Source organism: uncultured Desulfovibrio sp., assembly GCF_910584445.1.
Taxonomy (GTDB): Bacteria; Desulfobacterota; Desulfovibrionia; order Desulfovibrionales; family Desulfovibrionaceae; genus Desulfovibrio.
Genome location: NZ_CAJUBO010000002.1, coordinates 102,257 through 124,993, shown reverse-complemented (window position 1 = coordinate 124,993; position 22,737 = coordinate 102,257). Strand labels below are relative to the sequence as shown.

The 22,737-nt window shown below is 62.8% G+C and carries 18 protein-coding genes; 13 read left to right on the top strand and 5 right to left on the bottom strand.

All coding sequences use genetic code 11. The features are described 5' to 3' along the window. Nucleotides 1-5 precede the first annotated feature (5 nt). Complete coding sequence (gene yajC / locus QZ294_RS01565; protein ID WP_297045959.1) at nt 6-332, bottom strand: preprotein translocase subunit YajC; 327 nt, start codon at nt 330-332, stop codon at nt 6-8. A 193-nt stretch (nt 333-525) separates the two neighbouring features. Further along, nucleotides 526-2,688 carry a bifunctional (p)ppGpp synthetase/guanosine-3',5'-bis(diphosphate) 3'-pyrophosphohydrolase gene (locus tag QZ294_RS01560; RefSeq protein ID WP_297045707.1) on the bottom strand — a complete coding sequence of 721 codons (2,163 nt, stop codon included), beginning with the start codon at nt 2,686-2,688 and terminating at the stop codon, nt 526-528. Nucleotides 2,689-2,949: 261 nt separating this feature from the next. Between QZ294_RS01560 and QZ294_RS01555 the strand changes: the two genes are divergently transcribed. Both QZ294_RS01555 and QZ294_RS01550 read left to right on the top strand, forming a co-directional pair. After that, nucleotides 2,950-4,434, top strand: a complete 1,485-nt coding sequence (locus QZ294_RS01555) for a DUF2079 domain-containing protein (RefSeq protein ID WP_297045705.1) — start codon at nt 2,950-2,952, stop codon at nt 4,432-4,434. A 208-nt stretch (nt 4,435-4,642) separates the two neighbouring features. Continuing rightward, nucleotides 4,643-5,191: a hypothetical protein gene (locus QZ294_RS01550; RefSeq protein ID WP_297045702.1), complete on the top strand. Its 549-nt coding sequence runs from the start codon at nt 4,643-4,645 to the stop codon at nt 5,189-5,191. A gap of 75 nt (nt 5,192-5,266) precedes the next feature. Here the strand turns inward: QZ294_RS01550 and lysS are convergent, their stop codons facing one another. Then, nucleotides 5,267-6,781: a lysine--tRNA ligase gene (lysS, locus tag QZ294_RS01545; protein WP_297045956.1), complete on the bottom strand. Its 1,515-nt coding sequence runs from the start codon at nt 6,779-6,781 to the stop codon at nt 5,267-5,269. 373 nt (nt 6,782-7,154) lie between these two features. Here lysS and ftsH point away from each other — a divergent pair, with 373 nt between their 5' ends. From ftsH to glmM, 5 genes are all read left to right on the top strand, one after another. After that, the gene (gene ftsH / locus QZ294_RS01540; protein WP_297045699.1) at nt 7,155-9,170 is read left to right on the top strand and encodes an ATP-dependent zinc metalloprotease FtsH; all 2,016 of its coding nucleotides are present in this window, start codon (nt 7,155-7,157) and stop codon (nt 9,168-9,170) included. Nucleotides 9,171-9,261: 91 nt separating this feature from the next. Continuing rightward, nucleotides 9,262-10,104: a dihydropteroate synthase gene (gene folP / locus QZ294_RS01535; protein ID WP_297045954.1), complete on the top strand. Its 843-nt coding sequence runs from the start codon at nt 9,262-9,264 to the stop codon at nt 10,102-10,104. A 49-nt stretch (nt 10,105-10,153) separates the two neighbouring features. Further along, nucleotides 10,154-10,891: a diadenylate cyclase CdaA gene (gene cdaA, locus QZ294_RS01530; RefSeq protein WP_297045697.1), complete on the top strand. Its 738-nt coding sequence runs from the start codon at nt 10,154-10,156 to the stop codon at nt 10,889-10,891. Further along, nucleotides 10,878-11,837 (top strand): CdaR family protein, encoded by a 960-nt coding sequence (locus QZ294_RS01525; RefSeq protein ID WP_297045695.1) that lies wholly within the window; start codon nt 10,878-10,880, stop codon nt 11,835-11,837. The genes cdaA and QZ294_RS01525 overlap by 14 nt, the downstream gene beginning before the upstream one ends. A gap of 23 nt (nt 11,838-11,860) precedes the next feature. Then, nucleotides 11,861-13,213, top strand: coding sequence for a phosphoglucosamine mutase (glmM, locus tag QZ294_RS01520; protein ID WP_297045692.1), 1,353 nt, complete (start codon nt 11,861-11,863; stop codon nt 13,211-13,213). Nucleotides 13,214-13,351: 138 nt separating this feature from the next. Here the strand turns inward: glmM and QZ294_RS01515 are convergent, their stop codons facing one another. After that, on the bottom strand, nt 13,352-13,651 hold the full coding sequence (locus tag QZ294_RS01515; RefSeq protein WP_297045690.1) for a transcriptional regulator: 300 nt from the start codon (nt 13,649-13,651) through the stop codon (nt 13,352-13,354). A 365-nt stretch (nt 13,652-14,016) separates the two neighbouring features. After that, on the bottom strand, nt 14,017-14,658 hold the full coding sequence (folK, locus tag QZ294_RS01510; RefSeq protein ID WP_297045687.1) for a 2-amino-4-hydroxy-6-hydroxymethyldihydropteridine diphosphokinase: 642 nt from the start codon (nt 14,656-14,658) through the stop codon (nt 14,017-14,019). On the opposite strand from folK, the gene xerD reads away from it, so the two are divergent. The 6 genes from xerD (at nt 14,657) to QZ294_RS01480 (ending at nt 22,711) form a co-directional block, all read left to right on the top strand. Further along, a complete protein-coding gene (gene xerD, locus QZ294_RS01505; RefSeq protein ID WP_297045684.1) occupies nt 14,657-15,598 on the top strand; it encodes a site-specific tyrosine recombinase XerD in 942 nt (313 codons plus the stop codon). The two genes, folK and xerD, sit on opposite strands and share 2 nt — an antisense overlap. Before the next feature lie 18 nt (nt 15,599-15,616). Continuing rightward, nucleotides 15,617-18,298: a CBS domain-containing protein gene (locus QZ294_RS01500; RefSeq protein ID WP_297045681.1), complete on the top strand. Its 2,682-nt coding sequence runs from the start codon at nt 15,617-15,619 to the stop codon at nt 18,296-18,298. 77 nt (nt 18,299-18,375) lie between these two features. Next, on the top strand, nt 18,376-18,906 hold the full coding sequence (locus tag QZ294_RS01495) for an HIT domain-containing protein (protein ID WP_297045950.1): 531 nt from the start codon (nt 18,376-18,378) through the stop codon (nt 18,904-18,906). 90 nt (nt 18,907-18,996) lie between these two features. Beyond that, nucleotides 18,997-19,446, top strand: a complete 450-nt coding sequence (locus QZ294_RS01490; protein WP_297045679.1) for a LapA family protein — start codon at nt 18,997-18,999, stop codon at nt 19,444-19,446. Nucleotides 19,447-19,553: 107 nt separating this feature from the next. Next, the gene (gene mutS / locus QZ294_RS01485) at nt 19,554-22,292 is read left to right on the top strand and encodes a DNA mismatch repair protein MutS (RefSeq protein ID WP_297045677.1); all 2,739 of its coding nucleotides are present in this window, start codon (nt 19,554-19,556) and stop codon (nt 22,290-22,292) included. After that, nucleotides 22,289-22,711, top strand: a complete 423-nt coding sequence (locus tag QZ294_RS01480; RefSeq protein WP_297045675.1) for a DnaJ family domain-containing protein — start codon at nt 22,289-22,291, stop codon at nt 22,709-22,711. Before mutS ends, QZ294_RS01480 begins: the two co-directional genes overlap by 4 nt. Nucleotides 22,712-22,737 lie beyond the last annotated feature (26 nt).

Sequence of the window (22,737 nt, the reverse complement as noted above, 5' to 3'; positions counted from 1 at the left end):
GCCCGCTATTTCTTTTCCGCCGGGTCGGCAGCCGTTTTGGCCTGGATCAGACCACCCACGGCCGCCCGCGAAATACGCAGCTTGGAGTCGCCGCTTTCGAGCAGCACCTGCTCGTCGTCGATTTCAAGGATCCTGCCGATGATGCCGCTGGAGGTCACCACATGGTCGCCGCGCTTCAGCTCGGAGAGCATCTGCTTGTGCGCCTTGGCCCGTTTTTGCTGCGGCCGGATGAGGAGGAACCAGAAAATGACGAACATGAGGATGAGCGGCAGGAACTGCATGAGCATATCCGTGCCTTCGGGAGCCGCGCCCCCGGCCTGGGGCGTGCCCATGGCGAAAGCGATGGATTCGAACAAAACGCACCTCCAGAGGTGTAGGATGGCGCCGGTACTGGCCGGCAACTGCGCTCATGGTTTCAGGAGCAGCCTCTGCTCATAGCCTGTACCGCGCGAATTTGCAAGTCATCGTCCGCAGGGGAGCATCCCGCGGCGGCGTTGCGGCGTTCGCATTCCGCGAGCCGGAGGCTCAGGCGTCCTCCGTGTCGCGCACCACCTCAAGGATGTCCGGCAATGCGCGGATGGCTTCAATGAGCTGATAGAGCTGGGTCGCGCTCTTCACCTCCACGGTGAAACGCAGGCGCGCCCTGCCGTCCACCTGGGTATCCATGCTCAGGCCGGTGATATTGATGCTGCTGTCGGCAATGACCTGCGCCACATGGGCCAGAACGCCGGCGACGTTCTGGGCGATGATGAAGATCCCCGCCTCATAGGGCTGTTCGGCCTCCGTCCCTTCCCAATGGACGGAAATGAGCCGTTCCGGCTCCATATTCGCCACATTGGGACAGTCCGCGCGGTGAACGGTGATGCCCATGCCCCGGCTGATATAGCCGATGATGGGATCGCCCGGCACAGGATTGCAGCATTTGGCAAAGCGCATGAGCACGCCGTCAACCCCGGAAATGCCGACCCCTTCGGTCTTGCGGCGAGCCGCCTCCTTGCTTTCCTTGACGCTCGGCGGTTCCGGCGCGCTCTGGGACACCGCCTCCGGGTGCAGGACCGCATACAGCCGGTTGAGGACCTTGCGCGGCGTCACATGGGCGTAGCCCACGGCGGCCACCAGGTCATCCACGCTTTCAAAGTTCAGGTCCTGGGCCACGAGGGCAAGGTGCCCCTCCTTGAGGGCCTTGCCGACATTGAGGCTGACCTTGCGGCCTTCCTTTTCAAGCATGTCGCGGCCAAGGGTCACGGCATGGGTGCGCTCCTCGGTGCGGAGGTAGCGCTGGATGCGGCTGCGCGCCCGGGCGGTCTTGACGAGCTTGAGCCAGTCCCGGTTGGGATTGCGCGCCGGGTCGGTGACGATCTCGACGATGTCGCCGTTCTTGAGTTCGGTGCCCAAGGGCATGAGCCGGCCATTGATCTTGGCGCCGGCGCAGTGCTGGCCCACCTTGGTATGGATGTGGAAGGCGAAGTCAAGCGGCGTGGCGCCCTCGGGCAGTTCCTTGACGTCACCCGCGGGCGTATACACATAGACCTCATCCTTGAACAGGTCCATCTTCAGGGAATGCATGAACTCCCGGGAATCCGCCTCTTCCCCCTGACGTTCAAAAATCTCCCTGAGCCAGGAGAACTGTTCCAGATCCTTGCTGTTGACGCGCCCCTTTTCTTTGTAGAGCCAGTGCGCGGCCACGCCGTGCTCGGCCTGGCGGTGCATCTCTTCGGTGCGGATCTGGATCTCGATGCGTTCGCCTTCGGGACCGATGACCGTGGTATGCAGGCTCTGGTACCCGTTGGCCTTGGGCATGGAAATATAGTCCTTGAAACGCCCGTACACAGGCTTCCACTGGGAGTGGACGAGACCGAGCACGGCATAGCAGTCCTTGATGTCCTTGACGAGCACGCGAAAGGCCATGATGTCGTGCATTTCGTCAAGCGTGAGGGACTGGGACTGCATTTTCTTGTAAATGCTGTATTTGTGCTTGATGCGTCCGTACACCTGGCCTTCGATGGCATTGGAGGTCAGAAGGTCGCGGATGAGGTCCACGACCTTGTCGATGATGTGCTTTTCCACCACCTGATGCGTGTCCAGCCAGTGGTCGATCTGATTGTAGATGTCGGGGCGCAGATACTTGAAGCTCAGATCCTCCAGGCGCCGTTTGAGCACGTTGAGGCCCAGACGATTGGCGAGCGGCGCATAGATATCCATGGTTTCCTGGGCGATGCGCCGCTGCTTGTGGGCCTTCTGGAAGTCCAGGGTCTGCATGTTGTGCAGGCGGTCGGCCAGCTTGACCATCAGCACCCGCATGTCGTGGCTCATGGCGAGGATCATCTTGCGGATGTTCTCGGCCTGCGCTTCCTCCTTGTTCTCAAAGGGGATCATGCTGATTTTGGTCACGCCGTCGACGATATCGGCCACATCCTCGCCGAAATTCTCGTCGATCTCCTCGATGGTCGCCTTGGTGTCCTCCACCGTGTCATGGAGCAGCCCCGCCGCCACAGTGGGTTCGTCGAATCCCATTTCCGCAAGCGTGGAGGCCACCGCCAGCGGATGGGAAAGATAGGGTTCGCCCGAAAGCCGCGTCTGCCCCGCGTGCGCTGTGGCCGCATAGATATACGCGTGCCGGATAAGCTCCAGATTGGCGTTTTTGTTATTGGCGGAAACTTTGTCGAGGATTTCCTGAATGCGGATCATGGGCGCCCCGCGAAGTGTGAGGATGCGCGAACAGAGACCGAAGGGCAGTGGGCACTGACGGCCGCCGCGCGGTTTCAGCGCAAGCTTTTCTCTTTTCCAGACTATGTTCCGACACGGCGCCCCTTGTCAACGGCACCCGGGGCACCCGGCACTTCCGCATCGCGCAAAACATTTTGCTGGCGTATGGCAAAAAAATAGCATACAGATTTACTTTGGTCGTCCGTCTGTGCAAATCGGGTGAAGCAAGGGAACGGCAGCAACATGGCAACGCCTGCATCCGCAAGAATGGAACGCTGCATTCTATGGTATCTGCCTCTGGCTTATGGCGTGTGCTTTTTCCTCGGGAGTCTTCTGCAGCTACACTATTTCGTCCTCAATGACTGGGACTTCAGCTATTTTCTTACCCAGCCATGGCGCATAGCCCAGGGGCTGGACTGGAGCGTCCCTTTCGCCTTCGAGAGCAATGGCCCTTTCTGGGCGCATCATTTTACGCCTCTCTCACTGTTACTGGCGCCTCTGTTCAAGGTATTCCCCTCGGAATACACCCTGAGCTGCCTGCATGCCGCCAGCGTCACGGCCGTGGCCTTTCTTCTGCCGCGCCTGGTCCGGGAGATCTATGGCAGGGATACAGGCGACGGGCGATGGCTCTGGACAGCCGGATGCCTTCTCCTGCTCTTTTTCTTCTACCGGCCGTTTATCACCGCATGGTCACGGCAGACGCATTTCACGACCCTGGTTTCCCCTTTTCTTGCCCTTGCCCTGCTCTGTCTCCACAAGCGCTGGACGGCGGGAGCCGTGCTTTGCGCGCTGATGATCTGCCTTGGACAGGAACGCGCGTCAGTGGCGGTATTCGGCCTTGGCATGTACGCCTGCCTCCTGCTGGGGGAGAAAAAGCTGGGTCTCGCCTTTTGCGCGCTCTCGGCGATCTGGTTTTTCGGCAGCACCCAGCTCCTGCTGCCCCTGCTCCGGCAGTACGCGGGACTCCTCAACACGCCCTATGTGATGATGGCGCGCATCGACCCGTTGGCTGACTGGCCGCAAAAGCTCCAGTTCCTCTTCTGGATCTGCGCTTTTTCCTGCTTTTTGCCCTTTTGTGGCAAAAAAGCCCTGCTGTGCGCGAGTTGCGCCTTGCCGAATCTGGGCATGGCGCTGGTCTCAGGAACGAGCGGCATGTACGATCTCAAGGGGCAGTATGAGGATCTGCCTTCCATCTTCCTGCTGCTGTCAATGGCATATGGAATGTCCTGGCTGCAACGGAAGCTGCCGGCGAAACAATGGCGCCGGATCTTTTTGGCAGGAAGCTGCCTGTACTGGCTCGTGGCATTGCCCTCCAATTCGGGGTGGTACAATCCCCTCCTCACTTCGGTGCGCCTTCTCGCCTCTCCTCAGCGTGCGGAGCTTGACCGTCTGAATGAAGAAATCGCCCCCTTGCGCCGCAACCTGCCGGAGGGAATTGCCCTGTATGCCCAGTCCGGCCTTGGGCCGCGCATGGCACTGCATGCGGGAAGAAGCCTGTTGCATGCCAGGTTGCTGCAAAAACCCCTCAGCGGCACCGTAATTGCGATCTCTCCCTTGTGCGGGGACTACGGTCTGCAGGTCTCCCCCGCTGAAGCCATCAGGCTGGCTGATGCCCACAAGGATCTGGTGAACATTTACGATTCGGCGCGGCTGCGGGTCTATGCCAGCAAGGATGTGCTGGAGGCCGAACCGATGTTCAGGCATCGGTTCCGGACCGCGACGCACTGATACGCCCCGGCGTTGCCGGGCATCATGCCAGCCGGACAATGCGCGCACGGACCACGCTCGGCGCGATTGCACCCATGCGCCGCCAGCGACAGACGGCGAATCTTGTCATCGTCGCCGCCATTGGCTACTCTTGCAGACGACGCGGCAGTGGGCCTCTCGGGCCTGATGTTTGCATGCTGCCTGTCGGAACACTCACCAAGGAGCAAAAATGCTGAAGCACATAACCACGCTGCTTATGGTCCTCTGCCTGGGCGCGCCCGCCCTTGCGGCGGAGAAAACGGCAGACACTGCGGCCGCACCAGCCGCACAGGCCGGGGACAAGGCCGCACAGGCCCCCGAAACGGCAACTCCCGCCGGACCGACCGAACTGAGCAGCAAATACTACACGGTCTCGGTGCCGGAAGACTGGAAGGCCATCATGCCGCCCACGGAAAATCAGGGCATGACCAGCGCCATCTTCGCGCGGACGGCGGGAAGCGCCGTCGTTACCATGGTCGTGGGGCCGCGCGGCGCGGCCGACGCCAAGACCATCGCCGGCATGTTCGCCGAACAGTTCAAGGCGGAAAAGCCCCCGGTGGAAAAGAACGGCCAGTACACCTTCTCGTTCACCCAGCAGGGCATGCCCTGCCAGGCGTGGGTCGCCACCGAGGGGGACGTCTTCATGGTCACGTCGTTCACGGGCAACCGCAAGGAAGCCCAGGCCTTCATCCGGCAGCATGTCAAGAGCGCGGAGTACGCAAAGCTGTTGCCGCAGTAGCCATTTGTCCAGCACGAAGGGGCGCGGTGGTCAGTGCCACCGCGCCCCTTCGTGCTGAAAGCCGGGTCCGCAAGTTCAGGAGGCCTGATATTCCGGACGAAGAAGCGGGAAAAGGATGACCTCGCGTATGGAGGGGGAGTCGGTCAGGAGCATGACGAGACGGTCGATGCCCACGCCCTGCCCCGCCGCGGGCGGCATGCCGTATTCGAGGGCGCGCAGATAGTCTTCATCCATGCTGTGCGCCTCGTCATCGCCCGCCTCCCGTTCCCGCTTCTGCTCTTCAAAGCGCAAACGCTGATCCACGGGATCATTCAGTTCGGAAAAGGCGTTGGAAAGCTCCCGCCCGGTGATGAACAGCTCGAAGCGGTCCGTGATCTCCGGCCTTTTGTCATTCCGCCGCGAGAGCGGTGAGATGGCCGTGGGATAGTGATAGATGAAATGCGGCTGGATGAGCTTGCCCTCCACATCCAGGTCAAAAAGTTTGGCCTGCAGCTTTTCAAGGCACTCATTTTCCAGCGTTTTTTCGCCACGTTCGCGGATGTACGCCTTTACCTTGTTGTAATCATTATAAAATTCCGGCTGGTGGCCGCCGATTTTTGTCAGCGAATCGTAGAAGCTCATGCGGTGCCAGTGCCCGGGGGTGAGGTCTATCTGCTCGCCCTGATAGGGAACCACGGTGCTGCCGCAGACCTGCAGGGCAATATGGGCAAAAAGCTGCTCCGTGAAGTCCATGAGGTCTTCAAAGGTGGCATAGGCCCAGTAGAACTCACACATGGTGAACTCAGGATTATGACGGGTATCGATGCCTTCGTTGCGGAAATTGCGGTTAAGCTCAAAGACTTTTTCAAACCCCCCCACCAGCAGACGTTTGAGATACAGCTCCGGGGCGATGCGGAGAAAAAGCTCCAGATCAAGGGCATTGTGATGCGTCCGGAAGGGCTTGGCCGTGGCGCCGCCGGCAATGGGCTGCATGATGGGGGTCTCCACCTCCATGAAGCCGTGATCTTCCATGAAGCGGCGGAACTCCCGCACGATGAGGCTGCGTTTGACAAAAATCTCACGGCTCCGGGGCGTGACGATGAGGTCCACATAGCGTTGCCGGTAGCGCGTTTCCATGTCCTTGAGTCCATGGTACTTTTCCGGCAGCGGCCGCATGGAGCGCGAAAGCAGGCGCAGGGAACGGCAGGCAATGGTCAGCTCGCCGGTCCTGGTGCGGAAAAGATGGCCGGAAACGCCAACGATATCACCAACATCGAGCTTTTTGACGATCTTGTACGCTTCTTCGTCCAGGTGCTCACGCGAGGCGTAACACTGGATATTGCCGCTCTGGTCCATGAGATGGAAGAAGGCCACCTTGCCGAAGGACCGCAGGGAAACGATGCGCCCGGCGATGGCGAAGACATCCTCCATCGCGTCCAGCGCCTCGCCCTCCATAGGGCCATATTTCTCGAGCACCCAGGCGATGCTGTGTTCTTTGCGAAAGTCGTTGGGGAAGAGCGGCGTGCCCGCGTCAAGCAGATCGCAGGCCTTGGTGACGCGGTTCTTGATGACTTCATTGAGTTCATTGCGTCCGGCGAAACTTTCGAGCATGGGCATGAAATAGGCCGCATGCGGCGACCTGGTGCCCAGCTTGAAAGCCGGTCTTGCGCCCTTTTCCCGTTGATCCCGATTGTCCACGCACAGCCCCCTTCCTTCTCCCCTGCTCTCCGCGTCCGACGGTCCCCATATGCCGTCCCGCAACTTCCGCGCGGAAAGTAGGCAACGGTATGCCATTCGAAACAGTGCGTCAAGACGCCCACGCCGCAGCCATTGCCAAGGACGGGAAGAATATTATATGGAAAGGGGCTTGCGCCGGAAGGGCGCCCGGCGGCCGCGCGCGCATGCGACGCGCGGAGCCGCGGCCGTATTCCGCGTGGACAAGGCGCGCCCGGACCGGCGCGGCCAAATCGCAACGGAGGCAGTATTGAACCAGTTCAGCCGCAACCTGATGCTCTGGGCGGTGATCGTCCTGGCGATGGTGATGCTCTTCAATATGTTCCAGCAGCCCCAGGCGGGGGGGCAGCGGGTCTCGTTCACCGAGTTTCTCAGCAAGGTCGATGAAGGGCAGGTGCTCTCCGTGACCATGCAGGGGCAGACCCTCATCGGCAGGACCTCGGACAACAAGAGCATCCAGACCTATGCTCCGCAGGATGCGGGGCTGGTCAACCGCCTCATTGAGAAAAAGGTGGAGATCAAGGCCGAGCCGCCGGAGGAATCCCCCTGGTACATGACGCTTCTGGTCTCCTGGTTCCCCATGCTGCTCCTCATTGGCGTCTGGGTATTCTTCATGCGCCAGATGCAGAATGGCGGCGGCAAGGCCATGAGCTTCGGACGCTCCCGCGCGCGCCTTCTCAATCAGGAGAACGCGCGTGTGACCTTCGCCGACGTGGCCGGCGTGGACGAAGCCAAGGAAGAGCTTTCCGAGGTGGTGGAATTTCTCTCCAATCCCAAAAAATTCACGCGTCTTGGGGGGCGCATCCCCAAGGGCGTCCTGCTCGTCGGCCCTCCCGGAACGGGCAAGACCCTGCTCGCGCGCGCCGTGGCCGGCGAGGCCGGTGTCCCCTTCTTTTCCATCTCCGGCTCCGACTTTGTGGAAATGTTCGTGGGCGTGGGCGCTTCGCGCGTGCGCGATCTCTTTGTTCAGGGCAAGAAAAACGCGCCCTGCCTGATCTTCATCGATGAGATCGACGCCGTGGGCCGCCAGCGCGGCGCCGGGCTTGGCGGCGGCCACGATGAACGCGAACAGACCCTGAACCAGCTCCTTGTGGAGATGGACGGTTTCGAAAGCAACGAGGGCGTCATCCTCATTGCGGCCACCAACCGTCCGGACGTGCTGGACCCGGCGCTGCTCCGGCCCGGTCGCTTTGACCGCCAGGTGGTGGTGCCCACTCCCGACCTGCGCGGTCGCAAACGCATCCTTGAAGTGCATACCAAACGCACGCCGCTCGATCCGGGGGTCGATCTGGAGGTCCTTGCGCGGGGCACGCCCGGCTTTTCCGGTGCGGATCTGGAGAATCTCGTCAACGAGGCGGCGCTCCAGGCGGCCAAGCTCAACCAGAGCCGGCTGGACATGCGCGACTTCGAGTTCGCCAAGGACAAGGTCCTCATGGGACGCGAACGCCGCAGTCTCATCCTTTCCGACGAAGAAAAGCGCATCACCGCCTATCATGAGGGAGGCCACGCCCTGGCCGCGCGGCTGCTGCCCGGTTCCGACCCGGTCCACAAGGTCACCATCATCCCCCGCGGCCGCGCCCTCGGCGTGACCATGCAACTGCCGGAAGAAGACCGGCACGGCTATTCGCGCACCTATCTGCGCAACAATCTCGTGGTCCTCCTTGGTGGGCGCGTGGCGGAAGAGCTTATCCTCGATGATATCACCACAGGCGCTTCCAACGACATCGAACGCGTCACCCGCATGGCCCGCAAGATGGTCTGCGAATGGGGCATGAGCGAGGCCATCGGCACGCTCTCCATCGGCGAGACAGGAGAAGAGGTCTTCATCGGCCGTGAATGGGTGCAGAACAAGAACTTCAGCGAAGACACGGCGCGTCTTGTGGATGCCGAAGTCAAGCGCATCGTGGAAGAAGCCCATGCGCGGTGCCGCAAGCTGCTTGAAGACAATGAGGAAACCCTGCACCGCATCGCCAGGGCCTTGCTGGAGCGCGAAACCATCACCGGCGACGACCTGGACCTGCTCATGGACGGAAAGCCCCTCCCCCCTTTGGAGGTGAGCGCCGATTCCGAGCCTGCGGACGGCGCGCCCAAAAGCACGGACAGCACGGACAGCACGGACTTTGTCCTCGAGTCGGACGAGGCCTCCCCGGTCGCGGGAGACCAGGAGAAGGACGGCGCGGGAGCGCCGCCGGCATCCGCGGACGCGAAGCCGGACGACGTTTCGGCAAACCACGACGAAAACGGCAAGGGAAGCCCCAGGGAATGATCCGGGCACGAAAACGCGGCACCCGCAACGCATGCCGGAGCCGTTGATGGACATGGTGCTTCCTGCGCCGATCGCCTCCTGCGGCGGTACCATGCCGCCCTGGACCGTGGCGGGCGGCGATGCCGTGCGGCTCGCCGCGCCGTTTGGCGTCATGGGCATCCTCAATCTCACGCCGGACTCCTTTTATGACGGGGGGCGGCACGCCACGGGCGAGGCGGCGCTCGGGCAGGCGCAGGCCCTCCATGATGCCGGAGCGGACATGCTGGACATCGGGGCGGAGTCGAGCCGCCCAGGCGCGCGTCCGCTGGCGCCCGGGGAGGAGCTTGCGCGGCTGGCCCCGGTGTTGCGGGCCGTGCGGGAACGCATGCCGGGCATCCCCGTCTCCGTGGATACCGTGCATGCGGCCACTGCCGCCGCGGCGCTCGACATGGGTGCCGTTGTCATCAATGATGTCTCGGCCTGCGGTGTGGACCCGGAACTGACGGATGTGCTGGCGGACCGCAAGCCCGGCTACGTCCTCATGCACAGCCAGGGACGGCCGCCGGACATGCAGGCGGCGCCACGGTACGCGGATGTCTGCCGCGAGGTCCGCCGTTTTTTCGAGCGCGAACTCAACCGTCTTGTGGCCGCCGGCCTTCCTGAAGACCGCATCGTGCTTGACCCGGGCATTGGGTTTGGCAAAACCATGGCGCACAACCTGGCGTTGCTCGCTCATGCGGACGAATTTCTGGCGTTCGGGCGGCCGTTGCTGGTGGGGCTTTCCATGAAGTCCCTGTTCGGGGATCTTCTGGGGCTGCCCGTCGGCGAACGCGGGGCGGCCACGCAAACGGCATCGGCGCTTCTGTGGGAACGGGGCGTCTGCTGGCACCGCGTCCATGATGTGGCCGCCGTCAGGGGCGCATTGCGCCTTGCCGCCGCCCTTGCCGGCGCCTGAGCAGCTCTGCCCGAAAGCGGCCTGATGCCGAAGCGTAAAGGAAAACCGCATGGTCTTCGAGCACTTCATTTTCGACTGGCGTGACGCGCTGGACATAGCCCTGGTCAGCGTCCTGCTGTACCAGGTCATCCAGTTGTTGCGGGGGTCGCGCGCCCTGGCCGTTCTCACGGGGCTGGGGCTGCTCACGGTGCTCTATTTTGTTGCCCGCGCGCTGGGGCTTTATACGCTTTCGTGGCTCCTGCAATATATTTTCGGCTCGCTCTTCATCCTCATCGTCGTCATCTTCCAGTCCGATATCCGCCAGGCCCTGGGCGAAATGGGCGCGCACCGCATATTCCGCCGGCGTGAACTCCTGCAGAGCGGCGTGGATGAAGTGGTGCAGGCCTGCATGGAGATGGCGCGCCTGCGTGTCGGCGCGCTCATTGTCATTGAGCGCAGCATGCGCCTCGGAGACATGATCAAGCGCGAAGGCGTGCGTCTCGATGCCCTGCTTTCCCGCCAGTTGCTCATGAACATTTTTTATCCCAAGGCGCCGCTCCATGACGGCGCCGTCGTCATCAGCAAAGGCAGGATCATGGCCGCCGGCTGCATTCTCCCCCTGGCCGTCGCCAAGGGGCAGAATTTCGGCACCCGCCACCGCGCGGCTCTCGGCATCACCAACGAAAGCGATGCCGTTGCCATTGCCGTCTCCGAGGAGCGCGGGGAAATTTCCGTGGCTATGAAGGGTGAACTTGTCCGTTCGCTGGACGCCACACGCCTGCGGCAGGTGCTCAATGAAATTCTCTGACCAACGGAACGCCACAGCCCAAAACGGGCGCCTCGGTCGCGCTCCGCATGCGCTCTCCATGTTTCTCGCGGTGCTTCTCGCCTCGGCCATGTGGTATGTGGTGAGCGTGCGCGACCGTCTTGAGGCACAGGTGGAAGTCAATATCGACTACTACGGCATTCCGCCGAACCTGGTGGTCACTGACGGGCTTGTGAGCAAGATCACGGTGCGCCTGCGCGGGCCGGAAACATTGCTGCGTTCCATCCCCCGCCAGCGCCTCAACGAGGCCGTCGACCTCTCGGACATCAAGAAGGGCGTCACCATCGTCCCGCTTGCGGGCGACGAGCTTGGCCCCGCGTTCCGCGCCTTTGAGGTCGTGGATATCCAGCCGCCGCGCATCGTGGTCAAGGCGGATACGCTGCTGGAGCGCAGCGTTCCCGTACGCACCATCGTGGATTCGCCCCTGCGCGGCGGCGCGCTGACGGTGGAGAATGTGAGCGTCTCCCCGGCGACGGTCATCCTGCGGGGTCCGGAATCCGTCGTCAGCGGCATTTCCAATGTGCCGCTGACCATCATGCTTGATCCCAAGGCAGCCGGCACGACGGTGCAGCAAAACACCATCCTGGATACGCCGAGCCTTGTGACCGCGTCACCGCCTTCGGTGCGCGTGCGGTACACCATCACAAGCGGGCGCACCGTTGTTTCGCGGCGTTGTCACATCTCCGTGGAAAGTGATGCGCAGCATCACTATTCGGTGACGCCGCCCGATCTCACGGTCCTTGTGGAAGTGCCCGAGGCGCTTGCCAAGAGCGCCAGTTACCTTCGCCAGCTTGAAGTGAGCGTCCTTCCGTCCGCCATGGAAATGGGCGAGAGCAAAAAGGTCAGGCCCCGTTTCCGTCTGCCCGAGGGAATGACGCTCTTGAATCCCGTCACCGATGAAGTTACGGTGACGCGTACCAGAAAATAGCATCCGGAGCGCGGAGGCGGCAGATGGCTCAACGACTTTTTGGAACGGACGGTCTGCGCGGCACGGTCAATGTCGCGCCCATGACCGTGGATGTGGCCCTGCGCCTGGGCCTTGCAGCCGGTGTGCGCTTTCGGCGCGGGCCGCACCGGCATCGGGTGGTCATCGGCAAGGATACGCGTCTTTCCGGCTATATGTTCGAGTCCGCGCTCACGGCCGGCCTGTGCGCTTCGGGGATGCACGTCATCATGACGGGTCCGCTCCCCACTCCCGCCATTTCCTTCCTCACGCGCAACATGCGCGCCGACCTTGGCGTGGTCATTTCCGCTTCGCACAACCCGTTTTCCGACAACGGCATCAAGTTTTTCGATGCTGACGGCTACAAGCTGCCCGACCTGACGGAAAACGAGATCGCGGCCATGGTGCTTGACCAGGATATGGCCTGGCCCTATCCCGATGCCCGCAGCATCGGGCGCGCCACCAAGATCGAAGATGCGGGCGGCCGCTATATCGTCTATACCAAGAGCTGCTTCCCTCCCCATCTGACACTTGCCGGGCTGCGCATCGTGGTGGACTGCGCCAATGGCGCAAGCTACAAGGTCGCTCCGCTCGCGCTTGAGGAACTGGGGGCGGAGGTCTTCCGCATCGGCACCTCCCCCAACGGCACCAATATCAACGACCACTGCGGTTCCCTGTATCCCGAGGTGGTGGCCGCCAAGGTCCGCGAACTGCGCGCCGATGTGGGGCTGGCCCTCGATGGCGATGCCGACCGGCTCATCGTGGTGGACGAACAGGGCAACATCCTTGACGGTGACCAGCTCATGGCCCTCTGCGCGCAGTCCATGATGGCGCGCGGCGAACTGCCGAACAATCTTCTGGTTGCCACGGTGATGAGCAACCTCGCCCTGGAGATCTTCATGCGCGAGCACGGGGGCACCCTCCTGCGCGCGCCTGTGGGCGACCGCTATGTGGTGGAGGCCATGCGCCGTGAAGGCGCCATGCTTGGCGGCGAACAGTCGGGGCATCTCATCTTCCGCCACTACAGCACCACGGGCGACGGCCTGCTGGCCGCGCTCCAGATCCTGCGCATCATGCGGGAAAAGGAAAAGCCCCTTTCAGAACTTGCCGGGCTGCTCACGCCCTTTCCGCAATGCCTTGTCAATGTGCATGTGGAAAAGCGCCTGCCCTTTGAGGAGCGCCCCGCCATCGGGGAAGCCGTGGCAAAGCTGGAAGCGGAACTGGACGGTCGGGGGCGCGTGCTCCTGCGCTATTCGGGGACAGAATCCCTCTGCCGGGTCATGGTGGAGGGCGAAAACGCCGACAAGGTGCGCCAGTACGCCCATGATCTGGCGGAGGTCGTGCAGCGGGAATTGCGCTGACCGGCGCAGGACCAGCCCCCTCTCACGCGGGCGGCGCGACGCGGTCTTCAGGCATCCCCGGGAAAACGACAGCCCGCCTCCGGCGGCATGCCGGGCACGCCCCTGCCCCGACGGCCATGGAGGCAGCGGGGCGGGGCGTCACTCCTCATTGCGCGGGGGGAGGACCCGGCCGCCGGCTTCCAGACGCTGCAGGAACTTTTCGCGGCATTCATAGCTGCAAAAATAGTGGACCGTTTCCCCGTCGCGCACCGAAATGGCGCTGTCCACGGCGACATATGTCCCGCATTCCGGGTCCCTGACCATCTCGCCGGCAGCCACCTTGCGTTCAAGGTCGGCAGCATCCTCGGCTTCCCCGGCCTTTTTCTTTTTCAGCAGGTCATTGGCAAAAAGCCGGTACAGGGCATATGCGGCCGCGGCCAGTATCAACCATTTCCACATCGTCATGCTCCTTGAGGGATCAGTGATCGCGCCTGCGCCGCGGCATGTGGCGCCGCCGCGGACACACAGAGTTCCTTGAACGGGAAAAGTGCATTTTCCCCCTTCACGACATGCGGACGGCCCTGCTCCGCACGACCGCGGGAAACGCTTTAATCAGCGTTTCCTTAAGGAACCGCTGATTTATTCTGCGAATAAATCAGCTCCATGCCCAAAGAGGCAAAAGCCTCTTTGGGAAAGGCACGCCAAGTCGTTCATTTAACGGAAAAAGTAAATTTTTCCTATTCACGACTTGCGGGCGGTCTTGCGGAGCAAGACCGCAGGAAGCGCTTTAATCAGCGTTTCCTTAACACACGCCGGCCTGCGCGTCATTGGAAAATTTTGTTCCCGCGGAGCCGGTACGGCAGGCGCCGGAGCGCTTCGGCAAGCGCCACCCCATCGACGCGCAGGTCCGGGTCCAGATCGAGCAGCGGCACCAGAACGAAGGCGCGCCGCAGAAGACGCGGGTGCGGCACGCGGCAATCTTCCTCCTCGCAGCGCTCCGAGCCGAAAAGGAGAAGGTCCAGATCAATGACGCGCGGCCCGAACCGGAGCGCCGGGTCCCGGATGCGGCCCATGGCCGCCTCCAGCTCCAGCAGGGCGGCCACCAGCGTACGCGGGTCCCAGCAAGGCGCCACCTCAAGCGCCAGGACCTGGTTGAGGAACCACGGCTGGTCGGCGTACTCCTGGGGTTCCGTGCTATAGACGGGAGAAGCCGCCGTGACCTCCACCCCCGGAAGCTCCGCCAGCCGTTGCGCCGCTTCCTCCAGCATGCGCGCGGCGGCGGCGCAGTTGGAGCCAAGGCTCACATACGCGGCAGTCGTTTGCGTTGTCATGTCGTTCTTTTCCCCGTGGCGGATCCGCTCCGGCCCAGTATAGACGGCGGCCGCCAGTTCGCCAAGGGGGGGCGCGCGACATGCCGCGGGTGGCTCCTCTTGCCCATGGGCGGCATCAGGGCTAGCATGCCCCATGGCTGCCGATCCTTCTTCCGCCGGGCGCTGTTCCCGGCTTGCCGCCCTGCTTCCCCAATGGCTTGACCACCTGCTGGCGCAACGGGGACTCTCCCCGCGCACGGTGGAAGCCTACGGGCGGGATGTGGAGAATTTCTTCCTGTTTGCGGCGGAAGCGGCAGAAGAGACCGGTGACGATGCCGGGGCATGCTTCCCTTCCGGCAGGGACCTCCTTCTCTATCTGGCATGGATGCGGGGGCGTCGCAATACAGGCCGCACCCTGGCGCGCCGTCTTTCCTCGTTGCGCGCCTTTTTTGCCTACGGAATGGAAGAGGGCGTGCTGGCGGCGAACCCCGCCGCCTTGGTGGAGAATCCGCGACTGCCCCCGCATTTGCCCGAAGTGTTGAGCCGGGAGGAGATGGAGCGCCTGCTCGCGTTGCCGGACATGGATACCAGAAATGGCCGGCGCGAACGCTGCATGCTCGAACTTCTGTACGCGGCGGGCCTGCGCGTTTCGGAACTCTGCGACCTCACGGTGGCGGATCTTGACCTTCAGAGCGGCCTGGTCAGGGTTTTCGGCAAGGGGGGCAAGGAACGCCTCGTGCCCCTGCACGATCTCGCCGTGCGTCTGCTGGGTGACTATCTGCGGAACTGGCGTCCCCTCTTCCAGCCCGCGGGGAACCATCTTTTCGTCAACCGTTCCGGGCAGCCCCTGAGCCGGCAGTTCCTCTGGAAACGCATCAAAGCACTTGCGCTGGAGGCGGGCATCCGCCGGTCCATTTCCCCCCACACGTTTCGGCATTCCTTCGCCACCCACCTGCTGGAGGGCGGAGCCGATCTGCGCGCCGTCCAGACCCTGCTTGGTCATGCGGACATCAGCGCAACGGAGATCTACACCCATGTGCAGGCGGAGCGGCTGCGCGGCATCCACCGCCGCTTCCATCCGCGCAGCGCTCCCTAACCCGTTGTGAGCCATTCCATGAACATTCCCGGGCGCACCCTGATTACCTGTCATGCCAATGCCGACTTTGATGCCCTGGCCGCCATGCTTGCCGCCCGGCGCCTCTATGCGCCGTGTTCCCTGCTCTTTCCCGGCAGTCAGGAACGCGGCCTGCAAAAGGTGGTGGCGGCGCTGGACGCTGCCGCCTATGAACTCATCGACAGCGAGTCCATCCACTGGGACGAGTATGATCGCCTTGTCCTGGTGGATACGCGCCAGCGCAGCCGGGTGCCCCATGTGGCGCCGCTTCTGGAGCGCCCGGGCCTGCGGATCGAAGTGTGGGATCATCATCCCGATTCGGCGGATGACATCGCCGCGGACATCGTCCATCTTTCGCGGTGCGGCTCGGTGACCACCAGTCTTGCCCTGGCGCTGCGGGAACGCGGCGAACGCCCGACCCCGGAGGAAGCCACGCTCCTTGGCCTCGGCATCTATGGCGACACAGGCTCCTTCACCTATTCCTCCACCACGGAAGAAGATTTTCATGCCGCCGCCTGGCTCCTCGGCCAGGGGATGGACGTCAACCAGATCAGTGAAATGGCGGCGCATGAGCTTACGAGCCTGCATATCCATGCCCTCAACAGCCTGCTAGAATCCGCGCGCACATATCTGGTCAACAATGTTCCCGTGGTGCTGGCGGAAGTTTCGCTGGAGCATTATCTGGGGGATTTCGCGTATCTCGCCCACCGGCTCATGGAGATGGAAAAGTTCACGGTCCTTTTCGCCATCGGGCTTATGGGCGACAGGATACAGGTGGTGGCGCGCAGCCGCAGCGACGCGGTCAATGTGGGCGACATCTGCAAGGAACTGGGGGGCGGCGGCCATGTGTATGCGGCATCCGCCTCCATCCGCTCCAAGATGATCACCGAAGTGCGCGAGACGATCCTGCGCCGTCTTTACGACCAGGCCAATCCGGGAAAAAACGCGGGCGAGTATATGTCGTCGCCCGCGGTGGGCGTTGAGTCCGATGCCAACCTTCGGGAGGCGGATGAACTCATGCTGCATTTCGGCCTCAAGGCCGTGCCGGTCTTTCAGCAGGGCACGCGCGTCTGCGTGGGCCTGCTGGACGCGCAGACCGCCTCACGGGCGCGCGCCCACGGCCTGGGCGACGAGCCGGTGCGGGAATATATGCAGCGGCGCGTCCATATGCTCCCGCCCGAGGCCGGCATCAAGGAACTGACGGATATCATCGTCGGCGCGCGGCAGCGTCTCGTGCCCATCGTCAATGAGGGGATCGTCATCGGCGTGGTGACGCGCACGGACCTCATCAACGTTTTCGCCAGCGAGGCCGGGCGCCTCCCCTCGCCCCAGGAATCCGGAAAAAAGCGGAACGTGAGCAAGCTTATCCATGACCGCCTGCCCCGGCAGACGCGTGATCTGCTCAATCTTGCGGGGGCCGCGGGCAAGCGCCTCGGCCTTCCTGTATATGCGGTGGGCGGTTTTGTGCGCGATCTTCTGCTCGACGTCCCCAATCAGGACATCGACCTCGTGGTGGAGGGCAACGGCATCGCCCTGGCCCGCGCCCTTGCCGAAAAACTGGATGGACGCGTCCGCGAGCACCAGAAATTCCTCACCTCCGTGGTCATTTTTCAGGATGCCGACGGCAGGGAGAAGCGCATCGATGTCGCCACCGCCCGGCTGGAGTACTACGAATATCCCGCCGCCCTGCCCACGGTGGAGCTTTCGTCCATCAAGATGGACCTGTTCCGGCGAGACTTCAGCATCAACTCGCTTGCCATACGGCTGGATTGCGACCCATTCGGGCAACTGGTGGATTTTTTCGGTGGGCGGCGCGACATCAAGGACCGCCTCATCCGTGTCCTGCACACCCTGAGCTTTGTGGAGGACCCCACGCGCTGCCTGCGCGCCGTGCGCTTTGAACAGCGCTACCAGTTCCGCATCGGGCCTGGCACGGAAAAACTCATCAGGAACATCCTGCCGCTGCACCTGCTGGACAAGCTGTCGTCGACACGGCTCTTCAATGAATTTCGTCATATGTGCGATGAAGAAGAGGCGGATGCCTGCCTCAACCGGCTGGATGAACTCGGCATCCTTCAGGCGCTTTCCCCCCAGCTGGCGCTTTCGCCCGCCAAGCGCGCCCTTTTGCGGCGGATCAAGGAAGTGCTCGCCTGGTATCGGCTGCTGTATTTCGAAGAGGCGGCGCAACCGTGGCTGTTCTATTTTCTTGGCTTGAATTATCACTTGAACTATGCGGAGACCTCCGGCAATTATTCCCGCCTGGGCCTGCCGCAGGCCAGAAAAAACGAGATCATGCGCCAGCGCGAAGCCATGCGCGCGGCGCGCCCCAGGCTGGCCGCCTGGCAGGCGGAAGCCGATGCTGGCACAGCCCGGGTGAGCACGCTCTGCGCCCTTTTGCGGCCGCTTTCCCTGGAATTTCTGCTGTATCTCATGGCATCAGAAGAAAATCCCGGCCTGGAGAAGACCCTTTCCCGCTATATCACCCAGTGGCGCAGGGAAAAGGCGGACATTACCGGCGAGGACCTGTGCAGGCTCGGCCTCACGCCCGGGCCGGACTTCGGGCGTCTGCTGGCGTGCGCCCTGCGCGCCAAGCTGGATGGTGAGGCCCCCAACGCCAAGGCACAGCTTGCGCTGGTGGCGTCCCTGTCGCGTGAGGGGAAGGACCGCGAAACTCCCGAATGAAACCGCGCGGCCGAACGCGCGGCGGAGTCATTTCAAGGCTTGCCCCGCTCCCAAGGAGCGTGTATAGTCTTGATATCATGAAACAGCTTTGGGCACCCTGGCGTATCGACTACATCCTTGGCCCCAAGCCCGATGAATGCGTCTTCTGCCTGCCAAAAGGAACGGAGGAAGATGCCGGGCGTCTGGTGCTGCATCGCGGACAGGCCAGTTTCGTCATCATGAACAAATTCCCGTATAATAACGGGCATCTCATGGTGTGCCCCTACCGGCACGTCATGGCGCTTGAAAACCTGACGGAAGACGAATCCCGCGAGATCATGGAACTTCTGCAACGCTGCGCCACGATCCTCAAGCGTCACTTTAACTGTCAGGGCATCAATGTGGGACTGAACCAGGGCGAGGCCGCTGGCGCCGGCATCCGCGAGCATCTCCATTTTCATCTGGTCCCCCGCTGGAATGGCGATTCTTCCTTCATGGCGGTTCTGGACGAGGTCCGCACCCTGCCGGAGCACCTCTCCCGGACCTATGCCGAACTTTTGCCGTATTTTCGCGCTTCCGGGTCGTGCGCGCCGGGGAATGGCTCCCCGGAGCGGCAGCCCGCCCAATAAAGATGGGGCCGGGAGCCGCGCGGGCGCAGGCCCTTCGCGGAGCCGCGCTCTGGAAAAACCGGAGTCAGTTCCTGCCGCAAGGAGAATCGTATGCGCTACATCAAGGCCCTCGTGCTTGCCATCCTCATCTTTCTGGCGCTGGTGTTCTTTTTCCAGAACCAGACCGCGCTTTCGCAGCATCTTGAGCTGACGCTGAACCTTTTCTTCATCCCCCCCATGACCTCCATCCCGCTGCCGTTCTATTTTCTTGTCATCGCGGCATTTTTTGTGGGGGCGCTTCTTTCGCTGGCGCTGCTCTTCTGGGACAGGTGCAATACCTCGGCGCGGCTGGTAAAGTCCCGCTGGCACATCTCTTCGCTGGAAAAGGAACTTGCCAGGCTCAAGAAGGATATTGCCGGCGGTGACGGAGCAAAGCATTCCTTCTTCCACCGCAAGGAGAGCGCGGCTCCGGCCCCGGCGCCGGTCGCGCAGTCTCCCGCCGCCGTTCCGGCGGCCGTTGCTCCGAAGGATGCCGGCGAGACCGCCGACTCCAGGGCCTGATCTTCTCCGCCGCAGGGAAGGGAGGACCGAGCGCCCTCCCTTCTCTGCGCCGGTCCCCTGTGCACGCCGCCTGACGCCATTTTCCGCAACCAGCCAGCACTTGGGCCATGCCTGAACTTCCGCAAAAACTGACCCCCATGCTCGAGCAGTATCTGGGCATCAAGGCCGAGTACCCGGATGCCCTGCTCATGTACCGCATGGGGGATTTTTACGAACTCTTCTTTGAAGATGCCGCCACCGCGTCGCGTGAACTTCAGATCGCCCTGACCAGCCGGGGCAAGGAGGGAGGCAACGCCATCCCCATGTGCGGCGTCCCCTGGCATGCCGCGCAGAGCTATATGGCGCAGTTGGTGGACCGGGGTTACCGTGTAGCCATCTGCGACCAGGTGGAAGATCCCAGGGACGCCAAGGGTATCGTCAAACGCGCGGTCACCTGTGTGCTCACGCCGGGCACGGTGCTGGATGATGCCAACCTCGGCGCGGGCAGCCATACCTATCTTGGCGCCATCTGCCACGATGCGGGCCTTGGGCGGAGCGCTTTTGCCTGGGCGGACGTTTCCACCGGGCAGTGGTCGGGGGTGGAGTTCAGGAAAGAGCCGGACCTCTGGCAGTGGGCGCAGAAACTCGCGCCACGGGAACTTCTGGTGCCCGAGGGGCTGGAAGTGCCGCCGCGCTGCCTTTTGGAGGGTATCCGGCTTGTCCGCATGCCGTCACAGCATTTCGACCGCAAGCGCGCCGCGGAGCGCGTCCTGGCGGCCCAGGGCGTTCGCGAAGCCGCCGCCCTGGGTCTGGAGGGCAAGGATACCCTCATGCGCGCCTGCGGCGCCCTGCTTGCCTATCTGGATCAGACCCAGAAGCGCAACCCGGATCATCTCATGCCGTTCCGGCCGCTCAACCTTGGGCGCCGCCTTCTGATAGACGAGATCACCGAGCGCAATCTTGAAATTTTCGTCAGGCTCAACGGCCACAGGGGCAAGGGCACGCTGCGGCATGCTCTTGACATGACCATGACGCCCATGGGGGGCCGTTTTCTGGAAGACATGCTCCGTCATCCCTGGCGCGAAGCCGCGCCCATCCGGCGCATCCAGGAGGCGGTGGCCTTTCTGCACGCGCATGATGAACAGCGGACCGCGCTCCGCGCCGCTCTGGACAAGGTCTATGATCTGGAGCGCCTTTCCACGCGGATTTGCCTCAATCGAAGCTCACCCAAGGATTTCATCGCCCTGCGGGAAAGCCTTGGCGCCCTGCCCGCCGTGCGGGCGACCCTGATCTGCCCGGAGGACGGACGCTATCTCACGGAAAGCCAGGCCAGGGGAGAGACCCTGCCCGAACCTCTCTACGACCTTCTCAAGTCATGGGACGATCTTGAAGATTGCGCTGCCCTTCTCCAGACCGCGCTGATCGACAGCCCGCCCGCCGTCATCACGGATGGCGGCCTTTTCCGGGAGGGCTTCAACGCGGAACTGGATGCCCTGCTGGATCTTGTGGAGCATGGCGAGCAAAAACTCCAGCGCCTCCTGGAGGATGAGCAGCGCAAGACCGGCCTTGCGCGTCTCAAGCTGGGATATAACCGGGTCTTCGGGTATTTTTACGAGATCTCGCGGGCGGCATATTCGGGGCCTCCGCCGCCGCATTTCATCCGCCGGCAAACGCTCGTCAACGCCGAGCGATTCACCACCGAAGAGCTGAAAACGCTGGAGGAAGAGCTGCTCTCCGCCGCTGATAAGCGCAAAAGCCTGGAGTATCAACTGTTCCAGGATTTGCGCGCGCATATGGCGGACCAGCGCGAGCGCCTTGTGCATATGGCGGATCTCATCGCCCACCTTGACTACTGGCAATGCCTTGCCGAAGTCGGCCGTCGCAATGCCTGGCACCGCCCCACCCTCACCGAAGGCACGGAACTGGAGATCCGCCAGGGGCGGCATCCGGTGGTCGAGACCATGGTCGGAAGCGCGAATTTTGTGCCCAATGACCTGCGCCTGAATGCCGGTCATCGTCTCTGCCTGCTCACCGGCCCGAACATGGCGGGCAAGTCTACGGTATTGCGGCAAGTGGCGCTTATTTGCCTGCTCGCGCAAATGGGTTCCATGGTGCCTGCCGAGGAGGCCGTCATCGGCCTGGTGGACCGCCTCTTCTCACGGGTAGGGGCATCGGACGACCTGGCCCGCGGGCAGAGCACCTTCATGGTGGAGATGATGGAGACGGCGCGCATCCTGCGCCAGGCGACGAAACGCAGCCTCGTCATCCTTGACGAGATCGGCCGGGGCACCAGCACCTATGACGGCATGGCCCTGGCCTGGGCGGTGGTGGAGGACCTGGCGGCGCGTGGCGGCGGTGAGCTGCGGACGCTCTTTGCCACCCATTATCATGAGCTGACGGCGCTGGAGGGACGCATCCCCGGCGTCTTCACCATGAATATCGCCATCCGTGAGCATAATAACGATATCCTGTTCCTGCACAAGCTGGTGCCTGGTCCCTCTGACCGGAGTTATGGCGTTGAGGTGGCGCGGCTCGCGGGGGTGCCGATGCCTGTGGTCCACCGCGCGAAAGCCATCCTTGCCGCCCTGGAACGCAGTCGGGAAAGCGGACGCAAGAATCTGGTGGCCGCCTCGCTGACGCTGCCGGGCATGGACCTTGATCCGGCGCCCGCTACGGAGACCGCGGCGAACACCGGCCAGACGCCACGACAAAGGCAGGAGGCAATGCCCCCGCATCCCCTGCTCCGGCTTCTGGAACGCCTGGAGCCTGACGAGCTCAGCCCGCTGGCAGCGCTCAAACTCCTGATGGACTGGAAGCGACGCTGGGGGACGGGAAAGACCGCCCCCCCTCCGGCCGGTGACGCATGAGCGGGGAATGGTCGATCCTCGGGGCTATTGCCGAACAGCGCATCCAGGAAGCCCAGCAACGCGGCGAGTTCGAAAATCTCCCCGGAACGGGGCGCCCGTTGCATCTGGAAGACATGAGCAACGTGCCCCAGGAGCTTCGCATGGCGTACACCATCCTGCGTAACGCCAATTGCCTGCCGCCGGAACTTGAGGACAGGAAAGACATCCAGAAACTCGCCGACCTGCTCGAGAACTGCGATGATGAACGTGAACGTGTGCGACAGATGGAGCGGCTGCGCTTCCTGATACTCCGCACACGCATGCGCCATGCGCGTTCCCTGCAACTGGAAGAACACGACCCCTATTACGACCGGATCCTCGCGCGGCTGGAAAAAGGCGGCAAAACGCCCCGTAGCGCAAGCGACGACAATGGCATATAAGTTTTCTGTGCGCCATTGTCCCGGGG